Below are 15826 nucleotides of genomic sequence, written 5' to 3'. Positions count from 1 at the left end.
GTGTCATCCGGGCCGCCTGGACTGCCGACGTTCTCGGGCGTTGACCAGGCCGATCGCGGCCCGGACCAGCTTCGGTGTCCGCCGGGCGGTGCGCAGGACGGCCCGGTCGAACAGGGCGAGCCGGAGCGGGATTGGGGGCGTCGCGGACGGACCGTGACCGGTGTCTGCGAGCGCAAACAGCTGCCATCGTCCGGGGACGCCCTTCAGTTGTCGTTCCCCGTGGTCGGTGAACGACAAACCCGAGCCCGCCACGAGGTCGTGCACCACACGGGAGACCAGCACCTCGCCCGGAGCCGCGGTGGCGCAGATCCGGGCGCCGACGTGCACGGACATCCCGGTCAGTTCGAGACCGGTGCGTTCGACCTCGCCGGTGTGCACGCCTGCCCGCACGTCGATGCCGAGCGCCTCCGCCGCCCGGCAGATCCGTTCGGCGCAGCGGACCGCCGTGGCCGGGCCGTCGAAGACGCTGAAGGTGCCGTCGCCCGCGACGTTGACCAGGCGCCCGCCGGCCTCGTCCACCACGGTGCGGACCTGGCGCTCGTGGGCCGCGCGCAGATCGCGGTAGGCCAGGTCGCCGATGCTGGCGAGTGCCTCCGTCGATGCGGCGACGTCGGTGAACAGCACCGACGCCAGGAATCGATCGGCATCGGCACGCCGGTGCAGGCCGGTCGCGACCTCCTCGACGTGGTCGAGGATCGGCACCCAGGCCTCGCCCAGGGAGGCACCCGGGGGAGCCGACGGCAGCACATGGAAGCTGCCGTTGGGGATCAGTTCGGCGACGTGACGCGATGCTCCCCGCGACACCGGACTCGTGGGTACGAGCATGGCGCGGGCCGGGCACTGGATCGCGGGCAGGGCCTGGGAGTAGTCCAGGTGCAGCAGGTTCTCCAGGTGTGCCTGGGCGGTGGCGGGCGTCGACGAGCAGCGCTCCAGCATCGCCATCAGGCGCCTGTTGAACGGCGTGTCCACGGCCGGGTCCCACATCGGCACACTTTCGCCGGATCCCCAGTGCGCGTAAGCGGATCGCCATCCGCCGATGAACCTGTCGATGTCGGCCTGCTCCCAGCCGGGGGGCGCTCGATCCGATCCGAGCAGGCGCTCGGCGAAGGGCTGGATCAGGACGAGACCGGTGACACGATCCGGTGATCGCGCGGCCAGCAGTGCCGCCGGCCCGCAGGCGCTGGCAACCCCGACGACGGTGGCCGATCGCATCCCGACCGCGTCCATCACCGCGGCGATGTCGTCGGCCTGCTGTTCGAGGGAGGGGATGTGGTCCACCGGGTCGGACAGGCCGATCCCGCGGCGCTGGAAGTAGGCCGTGCGGGCGAAGGTCGTGCCCCGTTCGAGCAGGTAGTGGATCTGGGGATCGGTCCACATGAGGTCGAGATGCATGTTGATCTCGAAGAACCACACCACGTCGAGATCCCCGCCGCCCACCACCTGGTAGGCCAGCGCGTGACCCTCGCGTTGGACGTACCGGGTTCCCGGCGGATCCATCATTCAAGGCTAGTCGCCGTTCGGCCCCGGCGGGAAGTTCGGGCTGCGCGGCATTGTTCCCTCGGTGTCGATGACCTGGCCTAAGAGTTTCGACCGCAATGGTTTTGGACCCGGCACACCCGCCCGCGTGTTAGCTTCGCGAACGATCTCTTGTGGGCTTGATGCAGTTGTGAAGTGAGGAACCGGGCGTGTCGTTGAATATTGCCGATCTCTACGAAGCCGTCACCGACGCGATCCCGGACCGGGTGGCGTTGATCTTCGGCTCGTCGGTACCGGGTACGGACGAGCTGGAAGTCCAGCGACGCTCCTATGTCGAGCTCGACCGGCGCGCCAACCGGCTCGCACACCACCTCCTCTCGATCGGGGTGCAGCCCGGCCAGCACGTCGGCCTGCACATGCGCAACTGCCTCGAGTACGTCGAAACGCTGTTGGCCTGCATGAAGATTCGCGCCGTGGCGGTCAACGTCAACTACCGGTACACCGACGCCGAGCTGGCCTACCTCTACAACAACTCGGAGATCGTGGCGCTGGTAGTCGAGACCGACTACGCCGCAACGGTGGCCGCGACGCTGCCGCAGTGCCCGGGCCTGCGGCACCTGCTGCTGGTCGGGGACGCGGGGGTGCGTTTCGACGGCATCGAGGCGCAGGACTACGAGCCGGCGCTGGCGGCGCAGTCGGACGGCCGCGACTTCGCGCCGCGCAGCGAGGACGACCACTTCGTCGTCTACACCGGCGGCACGACCGGGATGCCCAAGGGTGTGGTGTGGCGACACGAGGACTTCTTCTACGCGGCCCTGTCCGGCGCCAACCTGTCCGGACCGCCGCGGCGCTCGGCGGCGGAGGTGGTGGACGCGGCCGTCGCGAACACGAGTCCGACTGTGCTGATGCTGATTCCGCCGTTGATGCACGGGGCCGCGGTCTACTCGCTGCTCACGGCGTTCCTGATGGGCGCACCGCGGGTCATCGCCCGCACCTTCGACCCCGAGCAGGTGCTGCGGATGGTCGAGTCGGAGAGGATCGTCGGCATCACCGTCGTCGGTGACGCCATCGCCGGTCCGATCGCCGATGCCATCGACGCCAGCGGGTCCCGCTACGACCTGAGCTCGCTGAAGCTGATCGGTTCCGGTGGCGCGCTGTTCTCGCCCGCGCTCAAGGACCGGCTGCGCGAGATGCTGCCCGGCCTGGTGGTCAAGGACGCCTTCGGGGCGTCGGAGTCCGGCAACGACGGCGTGGTGGAGTTCGACGCCGACGGCACCAAGCGCATCCGGTCCAACCCGAACATGCTGCTGGTCGACGGGCAGAACCGGGTGCTCGCCGCGGAGTCGGCGGAGCCGGGCTTCATCGCCCGCCGCGGCCACGTCCCGATCGAGTACTTCGGCGACCCGGAGAAGACCGCGGCGACGTTCCCGACCGTCGACGGAGTGCGCCTGGCGGTGCTCGGCGACATGGGCCGACGGGAGGCGGACGGCACCATCGTGCTGCTCGGCCGCGGCTCGACGTGCATCAACTCCGGCGGCGAGAAGGTGTACCCGGAAGAGGTGGAACTGGCCCTCAAGACGCATCCCGCGGTGCTCGACGCGCTGGTCGCCGGCGTCGCGGACGCCCGGTTCGGCGAGCGGGTCGCCGCGGTGGTGGCGCTGCGCGAGGGCTGTGAGGTGGACACCTCCGAGCTGACCGAGCACTGCCGCCTGCACGTCGCCGGCTATAAGATTCCGCGGTCGATCGTGGTGGTGCCCGCGGTCGTGCGCTCGCCGAGCGGCAAGGCGGACTACCGCTGGGCCAAGGAGACGGTCGCGCAGGGCTGAGCCGCGGCCCGGCGGTGTGGCCGCCGAGTACCGTCGGTGGTGTGCTGGTCTGGTACGTCAGTTACGGGTCGAACATGTCGATCGACCGCCTGGGTTGCTACCTGCGGGGCGGTCGCCCGGACGGTGGTCGGTGCACCCAGGTCGGCGCGCGCGACGGTCGCGCGCCGCGGGGGTCGGCGCCGGTCCTGGCGCCCGGCCGGGTCTTCTTCGCGGGTCGGTCGCGGGTGTGGGGCGGCGGCCGGGCGTTCTACGACCCGGACGAGGCGGGCCGGGTCGCGGCCCGGGCGTACCTGCTGACCGCCGAACAGTTCGAGGACATCCGCGGGCAGGAACCCCGGTGCTACGACCGGGTGCTCGACCTGGGCCGCCGCGACGGGCTCGCCATGCTCACGTTCACCTGCCGGGCCCGCGGTTCGACGGCGGTGCACTCCGCGCCGTCGCCCGACTATCTGCGGGTCCTCGGTGCGGGCCTGCGGGAGGCCCACGGCTGGGATGTCGGTCAGGTCGCGGACTACCTCGCGGCCGCCGTTTCGTGGACCCGGCCGTCGCCGGTGACGGCAGCGGCTGTTTCCCGGCTGCCCTGTGATGCGGGCCACCGACCAGGTAGGTTGACGTGATTCGTAGTAATACTCACCAGTAGGGGTGCGAAATGCCTGCTCCGTCCGCCGCAACGTTCGCGCGGCTCCTCGACCTCGTCGCGATCGACGACGCCGCGAGTCGGCCCACCCGGCCCGTCGTCGAGGCCTTCACCGGCCGCGAACTGGCGACCATCCCCGTCGGCACCGCCGCGGATGCGAAGGCCGCAATCGCCCGCGCCCGGGTTGCCCAGGCGGACTGGGCGGCCCGTTCCGCCGAGGACCGTGCGAAGGTCTTCCACCGGTACCGCGACCTGGTGCTGGCCAACCGCAACGCCCTGATGGACATGGCACAGGCCGAGACCGGAAAGTCGCGCGCCGCGGCCCAGGAAGAGGTCCTCGACATCGCGTTGACCTCGCGTTTCTACGCCCGGCTGGCCCCGAAGGCGCTCAAGCCGAAGCGGGTGCAGGGCATGCTGCCGGGTCTGACGAAGACCGTCGTGCGGCACCACCCGAAGGGCGTCGTCGGCGTCATCTCGCCGTGGAACTACCCGATGACGCTCGCGGTTTCGGACGCGATCGCCGCCGTGCTGGCCGGCAACGCCGTCGTCCTCAAGCCGGACAGCCAGACCCCGTACTGCGCGCTGGCCTGCGTCGACCTGCTGTACCAGGCCGGCCTGCCCCGCGACCTGTTCGCCGTGGTTCCCGGCCCGGGATCCGTTGTGGGCACCGCGATCGTCGAGAACACCGAGTACTTGATGTTCACCGGTTCCTCCGACACCGGCAAGCTGCTCGCCGAGCAGGCCGGCCGCCGGCTGATCGGATTCTCCGCCGAGCTCGGCGGCAAGAACCCGATGATCGTCACCAAGGGTGCGAACCTGCGGGAGGTGGCCGACGCCGCCGTCCGCGCCTGCTTCTCGAACTCCGGCCAGCTGTGCATCTCCATCGAGCGCATCTACGTCGAGCAGCCGGTGGCCGACGAGTTCATCCGGCTCTTCGGCGACCGGGTCAAGAAGATGACCCTGGCCCCGGGCTACGAGTTCGGCATCGAGATGGGCAGCCTGGTCTCCGAGGCGCAGGTCAAGACGGTCTCCGGTCACGTCGACGACGCCGTCGTCAAGGGTGCGACGGTGGTCGCCGGCGGCAAGGCCCGTCCGGACCTCGGCCCGCTGTTCTACGAGCCGACGGTGCTCACCGGTGTGACCGACGAGATGGAGTGCGCGCGCAACGAGACGTTCGGCCCGTTGGTGTCGATCTACCCGGTGGCGCACGTCGACGAGGCGATCCGGCTGGCCAACGACACCGAGTACGGCCTCAACGCCAGCGTGTGGGCGGGCAGCAAGGCCGAGGGCGAGGCCATCGCCGCGCAGGTGCGTGCCGGTACGGTCAACGTCGACGAGGGCTACGCACCGGCCTGGGGTAGCACCGCCGCGCCGATGGGCGGCATGGGCGTTTCCGGCGTCGGTCGTAGGCATGGACTCGACGGCATGCTCAAGTACACCGAGTCGCAGACCGTGGCGACCACCCGGGTGCTCAATCTCGGTGGGCCGCGCGGACTTCCGCCGAAGGTGTGGGCCAAGGTGATGGCGCCGTTCATCAAGGTGCTGCAGTACCTTCCGGGCCGCTGACCGTGGACATCGCGAGCGTTCACATCGAGGCCGCGCCGTCCGCAGTGTGGGACGCCGTCACCGACATCTCCGGGTACCACCGGTTCAGCCCCGAGAACATGGGCGGGCGCTGGACCGGTGGGAAGCCGGCGACCGTCGGGGCGACGTTCACCGGAAGCAACCGGCACGGGCTGATCCGCTGGAGCACTCACTGCACGGTTGTCGATGTGGTTGCCGGGCAGAAGTTCTCGTTCGAGGTGGGCGATTCGAAGACCCGTTGGACCTATCTGCTCGAGCCGTCCGATACCGGCGTCAAGCTGACCGAGACCCGCGAGGTAGTCGGCACGCCCCAGTTCTACGTGAGGATGGTGCAGCGGTCGAAGCTGCTGGGCCGCAATCGGGATGAACTGATGAAGTCTGGGATGCAGACCACCCTTGCGCGGATGAAGGGTTATCTCGAGCGCTGACGCGGGGCGAGGATCCGTTGGATTCCGCAGAAGCTCCTCTCGCCACCAGCCCCACCGCACAGCGCGGTGGGGCTGGTTTCGTTCTGTAGTCCGACGAACATTGCGATGCCCCGGACCGTGGCGCCAGTTTCAGGGTCCGCGGGGAGTGACCGCCTCTAGTCACCTAGCGCGGACCGGTTGCAGCCGAGTGTGTTTCGGCCGCAACCGGTCCGGTTGTGGGTGGTGCAGGTCTTCGCCTGGTCAGGTTCCGTGGATCTCGCGCCGGTTGTGGGCCGGCCGGGGTCTTCGCGCCGGGTCGACCCAGGCCGGGGGTGTGAACCACGGATGTCCGTCCGATTCGATCTGCACGGCCCAGTGGTTCTTGTGGATGATCGTGTGGTGCTTCTTGCACAGCAGCACCAGGTTCGACAGTGCGGTGGGACCACCCCTGGACCAGTGCCAGATGTGGTGGGCGTCGGTCCAGGCGGCGGGTCGTCCGCAGCCGGGGAACGCGCAGCCGCAGTCCCTGGCCACCAACGCCTTCCGCAGGCTTGGTGTGACGAAGCGGGTGCTGCGGCCGACATCGAGAGGGTTGCCCTCCTTGTCGACGAAGACCGCGGTGACCTTCGCGTCGCAGGACAGGCGTGCCGCGATGGCGGCGGAGACGGGTCCGGCCCACGGCATGCTGGCGTGCCGGACTCTGCGGTAGTGCCGCGGGGGTCGGACATCTGAGCAGCTATCGCCGGGCGTGCCGCCGGCGGGTCCGGTTGCGTTGCCGGAGTGGTAGTCCCAGCCGTTCTTCGTCCATGCCCCGGTCGCCGGCGTCGGCGCAGTCTTGGCGAGTGCTTCCTTGAGGGCGTCGAGGTCGATGGTGACGGTGACGTGCGGCCGTTCACCGCCCTCGACCGGCCCTCGGGCGTTGTCGAGGTGGCCGCGGATGATCTGCTCCAACGCGTCCGCGCGGCGTTTCGCGGCGGAACGGGGGTCGCGGATCGGGTTTCCGTCGTCGTCGGTGCTCGGATGCGGCTTCGACAGGCCCGACAGCGCGGTGTTGAGGGCTTCGCCGACCTCGGCGTCGAAGGAGCCCTTCACGTGCACTCGTCCGCCGAGGGTGGCGGAGGCGTGGAACTCGTTGAGTTCGGGGTTCTCTCCGTCCGGTGGCACGGTCCCGTCGAGCTGCAGCAGCAGTTCCAACGCGCGGGCTCGTCTGCGGAGGACGGTGGCGTTCTCGAGCTGGGCTGCGATGAGCAGGTAGGCCTGGCAGTCGTCGGGTCGGCCGGTTTCCGGGTCGGGGTGGTCCCAGTCCGTCTCCACCAACGGGCCAGGCTGGCCGACGGTGAGTCGTTCGAGTCGGGCGAGGAAGTCGACGATCACCTGGACATGGCCGAGTTCGATCCGCCCGGCGTCCAACGCGGCGGCCATCCGCGGGTGCAACGGCAGTTCCCGGCCGAGTCGGACGATCCTGCCGGCGTGCCCGGCGGTCATGTGGGTGGCGTCGGAGAGCCAGGAGGTGGTGTCCGCGGCACCGAGATGGTTGGGGACGCATCGCTGGTCGGCCTCGTGCACCAGTCGCACCCGTAGCGCCTCCAACTCGAGGATCTTCGATGACAGTTCCGGGACGGTGCTCGCGAGTTCGGTTTCGTCGAGTCGCCATGCCTCGACCCCGGTGGGGTCGGTGAGCATGGCGTCGAGTTCCATACACCAAACGATACTCGCACGCACGTTCGATCACAATGATGTTTTGCCAGGTGAAGGATGTATGCAGAGCAGAAATTCCTTCCCCGGGACGTTGACAGGACTGTGTGTCCGCACCGTCGGGGATGCGTCGCGACTAGGTCAGAACGCCGCGGGCAGTGGATGCCCGGGAGGCGAGATCCAGGCTTCCTGAACCCCGCGGCCGGTGTCCGGCTACGTATCCCGGGGACCTGACGGACTCGTATGGCCCATCGGGGATGACCCCGGGGAGATACAGGGTGTGGCGTACAGACGTACGCGCCGGTTTCTCCATCGAAAGGTGGAAATTTGGTGGCGACCGGCGGTTCGGAACGGCCGAACCGGACCACAACTGGTGGAATCGAGACGGTCCCCGAAGTCGTTCGGTGACAATTGCTTCGAGCCGGGAGGTTTCACGATGTCGACCGATCCCACCGAGATCGACACCGAACCACGGGCGGACCGACGCGCGTGGATCGGGCTCGGCGTCCTCGCCGCCGGCCTGTCGATGATCGTGGTCGACGGCACCATCGTCGGTGTCGCATTGCCGGTGATCATCACCGACCTGAACATGGACCTGACGGACGCCCAGTGGGTCAACAGCGTCTACTCGGTGGTGTTCGCCGCGTTGCTGCTCACCGCAGGCCGGCTCGGCGACCGACTCGGCCGCCGCCGCATGTTCATCCTCGGCGTGGTGCTGTTCATGGTCGGCAGCCTGATGGCAGCCGCGGCGGGCACCGCCTCCGCGCTGATCGTCGCCCGGGTGGTCCAGGGCGTCGGCGGGGCGTTCGTACTCCCGACCACGCTGTCGAGCGTGAACGCCACCTTCAAGGGCAAGGATCGGATCGTCGCGTTCGCGGTGTGGGGCGCCGTCATCTCCGGCATGGCGGCGGTGGGTCCGCTGCTCGGCGGCTGGCTGACCACGTACTTCACCTGGCCGTGGATCTTCATCGTGAACATCCCGATCGGCATCGCCGTGATCGTCGGCGCCCTGTTCGCGGTGCGGGAGACTCAGGCCAAGATCACCGAACCGGGCCTCGACGTGGACGGCCTGCTGCTCAGCGCGATCGGCTTCGGCGGCGTCATCTTCGCGCTGATCGAGGGACAGAGCCTCGGCTGGTGGAAGCCGATCGCGCCGTTCAGCGTGTTCGGGATCGAGTGGCCGCAGGATGCGCCGGTGTCGGTGGTCCCGGTCGTCGGCGCGATCGGCGTGCTCTCACTCGTCCTGTTCGTGGTCTGGGAGCGGCACCGGGCCCGCGGCAGTCACCGCTCCGCGATCCTCGACCTGAGCCTGTTCTCGGTGCCGACGTTCACCTGGGGCAACCTGACCGCGCTGACCGTGGCGATCGGCGAGTTCGGCCTGCTGCTGGTGCTGCCGCTGTTCCTGGTGAACGCGCTCGGCCTGACCACGATGGGCGCCGGCCTGGTGCTGGCGGCGATGGCGTTGGGTGCGTTCGCGTCCGGCGCCGCGGCCCGGCACGTCGCCGCCGCGTTCGGTGCGCCGAAGACCGTGATCCTGGGATTGGCGCTGGAGGCCGTGGGCGTGGCCGTGGTCGCGCTGTTCATCTCCTCCACGGTGTCCCCGTGGCTGCTGGCGGTGCTGCTGGCGGTGTACGGCGCCGGGCTGGGGCTGGCGTCGGCGCAGCTGACCGGGACCGTGCTCGCGGACATCCCCACCGAGAAGTCCGGGCAGGGCTCGGCCACCCAGAGCACCGTGCGCCAGCTCGGCGCCGCGCTGGGCTCCGCGATCCTGGGTGCGGTGCTCTCGATCTCGTTGGCGCAGAACCTCACCGACCGCCTCGAGCCGGTCGCCGCGGTGCCGCCGCCGGTGCAGGAGCAGCTGGTCACCGCGACCCGGGACTCGGCCGGCGGGACCATCTCCGGCCTGCGCGAGCAGGGCGACGAGGGCAAGCTCGGGCCGACCGGGCCGGAGGTCACCACCGCGCTGGCGGAGGGCTTCGGCGACTCCACCCGCACCGCGCTGTTCGTGGCGTCCGGATTCCTGGCGCTCGGACTGGCCAGCGCGACCGCGCTCAACGCGCGCTCGCGTCGGGACGAGCTCGCGCCGAAACCTGTGAGCTAGGTGGACTCGGAGTCGCGGTCGTACGCCGCGATCACCCGCTTCGGCGCGGTCAGCCGCCAGGCCTCCTCGACCAGTTCGGCCAGCTCCTGCGGGTCCACCCGGGCCAGCACCACGTCGATCCAGCCCCACCGGCCGAAGAACGGCGCCACCAGGAACACGTCCGGGTTCTCGGCGATCAGCGCGGCCTGGTCGTCTCGGGTGGCCTTCAGGCACACCGTCGGGGCGCCGTACCCGACGAGCCCGAACATCTTCTTGCGCACCCGGAAGGTCGGCTGGTCGCCCCAGTTGGCCACCACCACCTCCTCGACCTCGGGGAGGGCCAGCATCATCGTGCGTGCGTCGCGCTCGGTGGGCATGGGTCCTTTCTAGCCCCGCCCACCGACACCGGTCAGGCGGTGGTGGCCAGCGCCGCGGCCAGGCCGAAGGCCACCGACATCGCCAGCACCTCCACCGTGGCGTGGCGCAGTGACTCCTCGGCAGGGGTGCGGTGCGCGCCCGCCGCCGGTACCCAGGTGCGACGCCACCACCAGCCGAGCCCGGCCAGCGCGGCCAGGGCCACGGCCTTGGCCAGCACGATCCGCCCGTAGCCGGTGTCGATCAGCGCGCCGGGGCCGCCGAGTCGGACCGCCGCGTCCACCGTCCCGGTCACGGCCAGCGCCGCCACGCACCGCCACGCCAGGGTGGAGTAGCGCGGCAGCAGCAGCGCCCAGCCGCCGCGTCCTCGCACCAGCATCGCCATCGCGACCAGTGGACCGAGCCACAGCGCGGCGGCCAGCACGTGCGCTGCGACGAACGCCGACCCCAGGGCCTGCGCCGACATGTGCCCGGTCACCGGTCGGGCGGCCAGCGCGAACCCGGCCAGCACCGCCACCGGCAGCGGCGACCACGGCGCCGCGCGGCGGAAGGCGACCGCTGCGAAGGCGGTGGTCGCGGCGGTGCAGGCCAGCACCGCCGCGCCGATCTGGCCGGCGCTGATCTCGCCGACGAACCGGCCGAACGCGGCGGCGGGCAGCCCGCCCGCCGCCCGTTCCGCGGTCTCGGCGGCCGCGGACACCAGCAGCGCGGTCTCGGCGACCGACCAGGCACCGGCCAGTGCCGCGACGGGACGCCACAGGTCGGCCCGGGGGACCGCCGGCCGTCGGTCCCCGCGCTGGAGCCAGTCCAGCGCCGCCAGGCCGAGCACCGTGGAACCGAGCAGCACCGACAGCACCCGGATCGCACTCGACGGGTCCGGACCCGACGGCGTCGCCAACAGCCAGGCAAGGCTGACCCCGGCCAGCCCGGTGGGCCAGGCGAGCAGCAGCCACCGCGGGGTGCTGCCCACCCGGCCCATCGAGGTCAGTCCTTGCCGGGCCGGCGCAGCGTGAACGCCAGCCCGCCCGCGAACACCACCACGGCCGCCGCGATGAACGGCCACAGCGGCAGCCCGTCGGAACTGTCCTCGGAGCCCTCCGCCGCGGCGCCGCCCGGCTTGGGGCCGGGGGTGCCGGTGCCGGGTTCGGTGAGGGTGAACTTGCTGGTGCCGCTGATCGGGTGCCCGTCCGCGGAGGTGATCCGGTACGCGATCGTGTACTCCCCGACGGGGCCGAGCGGTCCCACCGCCACGCTTGCCGTCTCGCCCTGGACCGTCGGCTCGCCCTTCGACCACAGGTTGCCGTCCGGGCCCACCACGGTGAGGGTGGCGAAGCTGGCCTGTGGGGGCTCGTTGAACGTCAGGGTGACGCGGTCGGGCCCGGTGGCCACGGAGGCGCCGTTCTCCGGGCTGGACGCGGTCACCGCCGAGTGGGCGGCGGCGACGCCCCCGCCGACGAGTGCGGCGAGGACGGCGAGCAGCGCGACCGCGAGGACGCGGATCCGGGCGCTCATGCCCGACGGCTTCGGACGGTGGCACCGATGCCGAGGGCCGCGCCGAGCGCGCCGAGCACCAGCCCGGCACCGCCGAGCCAGCGGGCGGTGGTGTCCACGGCGGCGTCGGACGGCTCGTCCGACGAGGTGCTCGCGCCGTGCGAGCCGTCACCCTCGGTGTCCGCGGCCAGGGTCAGGCTGGGGACCGGCTTGTCCGGCTCCGCGCCGTCGGGCCCGGGCTGCTGGTTCCAGGAGACGACCTTGCCGTCGCTGTAGGTCTGCACCGTCGGGAAGGACACGGTGTCCTCGCTGGGCAGCGGGCCCGCGGACAGTAGGAACTGCTGGAACTGGCCGGGGCCGACGGCCACGCCCGGGTCCGCCGTCCAGGTGACCTCGGTGGCGGCCTGGGTGGCGGGGTCCTTGACTACCTGTGAGGTCCAGCCCGGCATCGGCTCGGTGCGGGCCGACTTCAGGCCCGGGAGGGTGACGGTCAGCTTGGTGGTGCCCGCGGTGTCGGACTCGGTGGGCACCTTGAAGGTGAGCACCGTGTAGCCGCCCTGGGCGGCGCCGGGTGCGCTCACCCCGACGTGGGCCGAGGCGACGCCGGCGCCGAGCAGCAGCACGCCGCCGGCCGCGCCGGCCGTGACGAGGGCACGCGAAAGTGCAGTGTTCATCTGTGGTTGTCGTTTCTACTCGAGTGGAAGACCGGGGGGAGTGCGCTCAGGCGCATGCCGCCGCGGGCGGTCCCCGTCTCGAGATGGCGAAGTCGAGCAGCACCGGCTCGGCGCCGCCCACCGCGACGGCGCGGAGGGCGCTGCCGGTGGGCCGCGGCGGGGCCGGGACCGGCCGCAGCAGCGCCCGCAGCACCCGGGTGACCGGCCCGTACAGCCGTTCCGCGGCCCGGATGAGGGTCGCGCACACCGCCGTGGCGGCGGCGTGCCAGAGGAGCATCGACAGCCCGCGCGCCGACAGGTCGGCGCCGGCATGTTGATGCGTGAGCGCGGTCGACAACGCGAGGTGACCGACCAGCTGGCCGCAGGCCAGCGCGCCGAGCAGCGCTAGGACGCCACCGCCGCGGATGCTGCCGGCGAGCGCGCCGACCCCAGCGCAGCCCAGCACCAGCAGGGTCAGCGCCGCGCTGGACGGGAAACCGCCCCCCGCGAAACCGTGCCCCGCCACGGCCATCGCCGCGGTGAGCGCACCGACCGCCGCGCCGCGCATGCGGTCGGTGGGTGCGGTGCGGGCGGCGGACATCGGCGGCTACGGATCCTTCGGTTCGGTCGGCCGGGTCAGCGCACGCCGAGGCGCGCGAGCAGGTCGGCCTCGACGCCGTCGAGCTCGGCTGCGATCGCGTGGTGCGCGGCCCGGCGGCGCGGGGTGGGCATCTGCTCGGCCGCCCGGACGGCGGTGCTCAGCTCGGCCAACCGGCCGCGGATCGCGGTGGTGAAGGTGATCGTCTCGGGGTCGTTGAACTGCGCCGCGATGTCGTTCGCGGAGCGCTCGGCCCCCGCGATCCGGGCGCTGAGCTGCGCGCCGTGGCCGGTGTAGCTGCCGAGTTCCTCCGCGGCGATGCCCATCTTCGCGGCCCGCTGCTGGTCGAGCTGGCCGCGCACCACCACCGCGCCGCGGTAGATCAGCGGGGCGAGCACGGGGGTGAGCAGCCGCGCGATGCCGATGTACTTGCGGACCTGGCTGACGCTGAGCTTGCCCCCGCGCCGGGCCGCCTTCTCCTGTGCCTTCAGCGTCGAGATCTGGGCCTTCTCGATCTTCTTCGTGGACTTCGAGTCGGACTTGATCTTCTTGCGGTCGTTGCGGGCACCGAGCTTGGCCTCCATCTTGGCCTTCGTCTTGAGTGCCTTCGCCTCCGCACGTCGGGTCGCGCGCGTCTTGCGTTTCCGGAACAAACCCATGCGTAGAGCCCCTCGTCTCGGGTGCGCGAACACCGGCGCGCGCGTCCACTACAGCGTATCCGCGACACCACCCGGCGTGGCGGGGGCATCGCGGCCGCGACCTTGCGATGCGGCTTGTCGGTGCAGCGGACCATAATCTCTTTCATTGTGATTTCTTCGCAAGACCCGCAGGACCAGCCGCAGGCGGTCGTCGCCGAACTGTCCCCGCCCACGCCGGGGCAGTCTCGACCGGTGCTCATCGACCCCCGCGCGCTGACGAGTTGTCGGCACCGCGTCCATCTCGACGCGGCGCACCCGGCCGTGGTCGCGTCGGTTCCGGAGGACGTCGGCGTCCAGCAGCGCCGCGAGGCGGCCCGCGCGCACCGCGAGGCGATGCGGCAGCGGCTGATGGAGGCGGAGGGTCTGCGCTGGGTGGTCGTCGACCCGGCCGCCCCGGCCCGGGAGCGGGCCGCGGCCACGCTGGCGGCCTGCGCGGACGGTGCCGACCGGATCTGGGGTGCGGTGCTGCCGCTGGAGTTCGACACCGGCCGCCGCGGCCGGGCCGAGCTGCTGGTCCGCGACGCCGAGCGGGGCGGCTACTTCCCGGTGATCGTGGTCAACCACAAGGTCACCGACCCGGGCAGCGGCGCGGTGACCTCCGGCCTGGATGCCTGGGCGCCCGCGGTCGACGGGACCCGCAAGGTACGCGCGCAGCTGCGCGATGCGTTCCGGCTCGCCCAGCTGTACCGGATGCTCGAGCGCCGCGGCCACGCCAGCCCCGCGATGCTCGGCGGTGCCATCGGGTACGGCGGCGAGTGCATCCTGGTGCACGACCTGGCCGCGGTGATGGACCAGTACGACGAGCGGTTCGCGGACCGGATCGCCGTCGCCCGCGGCGAGCTGGCGACAGTGCCGTCGCAGATCGGCGAGTGCCGGTCCTGCCCATGGTGGGACGCGTGCCGGGCGGAGCTGACGCAGGCGCGCGACGTGTCCCTGGTGGCGTCGGGGTCGCGGGCGGACGTGCTGCGCGCGGCGGGCGTGGACACCATCGACGCGCTGGCCGCGTGGGACGGGCCGGCGCCGGAGGACTGGCAGGGCAACGGCTTCGCCGACTCCGTGGTGATCGCGCGCGCGTGGTTGGCGGGTGCGCCGTTGGTGCGCAGGCACGAGACGGTGACCGTGCAGCGCGCCGACGTCGAGGTGGACGTCGACATGGAGAGCTACCAGGAGCACGGCGCCTACCTGTGGGGCACGCTGCTCACCGCGGGCGGGGTCACCGCGCCGTACCGTCCGTTCGTCACCTGGGATCCGCTGCCGACGCGGGACGAGGGCCGCTCCTTCGCGGAATTCTGGACCTGGCTGATGCAGACCCTCGACGCGACCCTGGAGCAGGGGAAAACCTTTGCCGCGTACTGCTATTCGCGTGCCGCTGAGGACAAGTGGCTGCTGGACTCGGCCACCCGTTTCGCCGGGATGCCGGGGATCCCCACCGTCAAGCAGGTCCGGGCGTTCATCGACGGCCCGCACTGGGTGGACATCTACCAGGCGGTGGGGGAGCAGTTCGTCTGCCCGAACGGCAAGGGACTCAAGAAGATTGCACCGGTGGCCGGGTTCGCATGGCGGGACGCGGAGGCCAGCGGCGAGGCGTCGATGAGCTGGTACCGGGAGGCGGTCGGCTACGACGGGGAGCCGAGCCTGGACCAGCGGGAGCGGTTGTTCGTCTACAACGAGGACGACGTCCGGGCGACGAAGGTGTTGCGGGAGTGGATGACCGAGCGTGCGGTCGCCGAGGTCCCGCTGGCGTCGGAGCTGTAGGAGGGCGTGGGCTCCGGGGTCGCCCCCCGGGTTCCTCGTCGAAAACCTTTGTGTGGGAAAGGTTACCGCGGGGTCATGCGCAATGCGCCGTCCATGCGGATGGTCTCGCCGTTTAGGTAGTCGTGCTCGACGATCACCTGAGCCGGCGGGCATCGGGGGTGTCGATGGTGCCCCGGGGGTGATGGTGTACGCGGATGCTGTACGGCGCCTGCTGGATTGAACGATAGTGCGGGATCGGTGAGTCGAGTTGGGAACAGTTCACCGGATGGTCGTGTTCGGGAGGCTGATCTGGTTGGTTGAATGTGTTGTGTACAACGTTTGACCTGCGGTGATGTTGGTTTTTGGTTTCGGTGACGGGCTGGGTGGCTGGTCTCTATGCTGGCGCGGTCGGGGGGCGTTCGTGGGTGTTGGCTTTCCCGGCATTCCATGTCGAACGAAGGAGTTTTCTGTATGTCTCGAAACGTGGCTCGCCGCGGGGCGGCGGTTCTTGCCAGTGCGGCTCTGCTCGGTGGTGGTCTGGTTCTCGGTGCCGGTACGGCGTCGGCCTCCTC

The 15826-nt window shown here is 70.9% G+C and carries 14 protein-coding genes and 1 pseudogene; 6 read left to right on the top strand and 9 right to left on the bottom strand.

From position 1 onward, the window contains the following. Nucleotides 1–3: 3 nt before the first annotated feature. Nucleotides 4–1497 carry an adenylate/guanylate cyclase domain-containing protein gene (locus ACFO6S_RS21010; protein WP_378419908.1) on the bottom strand — a complete coding sequence of 498 codons (1494 nt, stop codon included), beginning with the start codon at nt 1495–1497 and terminating at the stop codon, nt 4–6. Between the two features lie 188 nt (nt 1498–1685). Between ACFO6S_RS21010 and ACFO6S_RS21005 the strand changes: the two genes are divergently transcribed. Genes ACFO6S_RS21005 through ACFO6S_RS20990 form a run of 4 tightly spaced genes read left to right on the top strand, consistent with a single transcriptional unit; the run spans nt 1686 to nt 5951 of the window. Next, nucleotides 1686–3302, top strand: a complete 1617-nt coding sequence (locus ACFO6S_RS21005; RefSeq protein WP_378419907.1) for an acyl-CoA synthetase — start codon at nt 1686–1688, stop codon at nt 3300–3302. Between the two features lie 41 nt (nt 3303–3343). Further along, nucleotides 3344–3919 carry a hypothetical protein gene (locus tag ACFO6S_RS21000; protein ID WP_378419906.1) on the top strand — a complete coding sequence of 192 codons (576 nt, stop codon included), beginning with the start codon at nt 3344–3346 and terminating at the stop codon, nt 3917–3919. Nucleotides 3920–3951: 32 nt separating this feature from the next. Next, nucleotides 3952–5505: a succinic semialdehyde dehydrogenase gene (locus tag ACFO6S_RS20995; RefSeq protein ID WP_378419905.1), complete on the top strand. Its 1554-nt coding sequence runs from the start codon at nt 3952–3954 to the stop codon at nt 5503–5505. A 2-nt stretch (nt 5506–5507) separates the two neighbouring features. Beyond that, nucleotides 5508–5951, top strand: a complete 444-nt coding sequence (locus ACFO6S_RS20990) for an SRPBCC family protein (RefSeq protein WP_378419904.1) — start codon at nt 5508–5510, stop codon at nt 5949–5951. A gap of 240 nt (nt 5952–6191) precedes the next feature. On the opposite strand, the gene ACFO6S_RS20985 is transcribed toward ACFO6S_RS20990, so the two are convergent. Beyond that, nucleotides 6192–7628: an HNH endonuclease signature motif containing protein gene (locus tag ACFO6S_RS20985; RefSeq protein ID WP_378419903.1), complete on the bottom strand. Its 1437-nt coding sequence runs from the start codon at nt 7626–7628 to the stop codon at nt 6192–6194. Between the two features lie 433 nt (nt 7629–8061). Between ACFO6S_RS20985 and ACFO6S_RS20980 the strand changes: the two genes are divergently transcribed. Beyond that, a complete protein-coding gene (locus ACFO6S_RS20980) occupies nt 8062–9726 on the top strand; it encodes a DHA2 family efflux MFS transporter permease subunit (protein ID WP_378419902.1) in 1665 nt (554 codons plus the stop codon). Here the strand turns inward: ACFO6S_RS20980 and ACFO6S_RS20975 are convergent. From ACFO6S_RS20975 to ACFO6S_RS20950, 6 genes are read right to left on the bottom strand one after another with little or no spacing between them, the layout of a single operon-like run. After that, a complete protein-coding gene (locus tag ACFO6S_RS20975; protein ID WP_378419901.1) occupies nt 9723–10082 on the bottom strand; it encodes an MmcQ/YjbR family DNA-binding protein in 360 nt (119 codons plus the stop codon). The two genes, ACFO6S_RS20980 and ACFO6S_RS20975, sit on opposite strands and share 4 nt — an antisense overlap. A 32-nt stretch (nt 10083–10114) precedes the next feature. Continuing rightward, nucleotides 10115–11059: a CopD family protein gene (locus ACFO6S_RS20970; RefSeq protein WP_378419900.1), complete on the bottom strand. Its 945-nt coding sequence runs from the start codon at nt 11057–11059 to the stop codon at nt 10115–10117. 5 nt (nt 11060–11064) lie between these two features. Then, nucleotides 11065–11592 carry a copper resistance CopC family protein gene (locus ACFO6S_RS20965; RefSeq protein WP_378419899.1) on the bottom strand — a complete coding sequence of 176 codons (528 nt, stop codon included), beginning with the start codon at nt 11590–11592 and terminating at the stop codon, nt 11065–11067. Further along, nucleotides 11589–12245, bottom strand: a complete 657-nt coding sequence (locus tag ACFO6S_RS20960; RefSeq protein ID WP_378419898.1) for a YcnI family copper-binding membrane protein — start codon at nt 12243–12245, stop codon at nt 11589–11591. The genes ACFO6S_RS20965 and ACFO6S_RS20960 overlap by 4 nt, the downstream gene beginning before the upstream one ends. Nucleotides 12246–12291: 46 nt before the next feature. After that, complete coding sequence (locus ACFO6S_RS20955; protein WP_378419897.1) at nt 12292–12825, bottom strand: hypothetical protein; 534 nt, start codon at nt 12823–12825, stop codon at nt 12292–12294. A gap of 35 nt (nt 12826–12860) precedes the next feature. Then, the gene (locus ACFO6S_RS20950; RefSeq protein WP_378419896.1) at nt 12861–13481 is read right to left on the bottom strand and encodes a DUF6474 family protein; all 621 of its coding nucleotides are present in this window, start codon (nt 13479–13481) and stop codon (nt 12861–12863) included. Nucleotides 13482–13679: 198 nt separating this feature from the next. Between ACFO6S_RS20950 and ACFO6S_RS20945 the strand changes: the two genes are divergently transcribed. After that, nucleotides 13680–15275, top strand: a complete 1596-nt coding sequence (locus ACFO6S_RS20945) for a TM0106 family RecB-like putative nuclease (protein WP_378419964.1) — start codon at nt 13680–13682, stop codon at nt 15273–15275. Between the two features lie 62 nt (nt 15276–15337). Here ACFO6S_RS20945 and ACFO6S_RS20940 read toward each other — a convergent pair. Further along, a pseudogene (locus tag ACFO6S_RS20940) lies at nt 15338–15418 on the bottom strand (3-hydroxyacyl-CoA dehydrogenase); the annotation flags it as partial. Nucleotides 15419–15826 lie beyond the last annotated feature (408 nt).

It is taken from the genome of Rhodococcus kronopolitis (assembly GCF_042654025.1).
Taxonomy (GTDB): domain Bacteria; phylum Actinomycetota; class Actinomycetes; order Mycobacteriales; family Mycobacteriaceae; genus Rhodococcus_G; species Rhodococcus_G kronopolitis.
The sequence above is the reverse complement of the archived record's forward strand: the minus strand, read 5'-3'. Positions and strand labels throughout refer to the sequence as shown.

Excerpts from the sequence above, each read along its gene's own strand:
- ACFO6S_RS21010 (WP_378419908.1), bottom strand. The coding sequence starts at position 1,497 with ATGGATCCGCCGGGAACCCGGTACGTCCAACGCGAGGGTCACGCGCTG.
- ACFO6S_RS20995 (WP_378419905.1), top strand. The coding sequence starts at position 3,952 with ATGCCTGCTCCGTCCGCCGCAACGTTCGCGCGGCTCCTCGACCTCGTC.
- ACFO6S_RS20985 (WP_378419903.1), bottom strand. The coding sequence starts at position 7,628 with ATGGAACTCGACGCCATGCTCACCGACCCCACCGGGGTCGAGGCATGG.
- ACFO6S_RS20980 (WP_378419902.1), top strand. The coding sequence starts at position 8,062 with ATGTCGACCGATCCCACCGAGATCGACACCGAACCACGGGCGGACCGA.
- ACFO6S_RS20975 (WP_378419901.1), bottom strand. The coding sequence starts at position 10,082 with ATGCCCACCGAGCGCGACGCACGCACGATGATGCTGGCCCTCCCCGAG.
- ACFO6S_RS20970 (WP_378419900.1), bottom strand. The coding sequence starts at position 11,059 with ATGGGCCGGGTGGGCAGCACCCCGCGGTGGCTGCTGCTCGCCTGGCCC.
- ACFO6S_RS20965 (WP_378419899.1), bottom strand. The coding sequence starts at position 11,592 with ATGAGCGCCCGGATCCGCGTCCTCGCGGTCGCGCTGCTCGCCGTCCTC.
- ACFO6S_RS20960 (WP_378419898.1), bottom strand. The coding sequence starts at position 12,245 with ATGAACACTGCACTTTCGCGTGCCCTCGTCACGGCCGGCGCGGCCGGC.
- ACFO6S_RS20955 (WP_378419897.1), bottom strand. The coding sequence starts at position 12,825 with ATGTCCGCCGCCCGCACCGCACCCACCGACCGCATGCGCGGCGCGGCG.
- ACFO6S_RS20950 (WP_378419896.1), bottom strand. The coding sequence starts at position 13,481 with ATGGGTTTGTTCCGGAAACGCAAGACGCGCGCGACCCGACGTGCGGAG.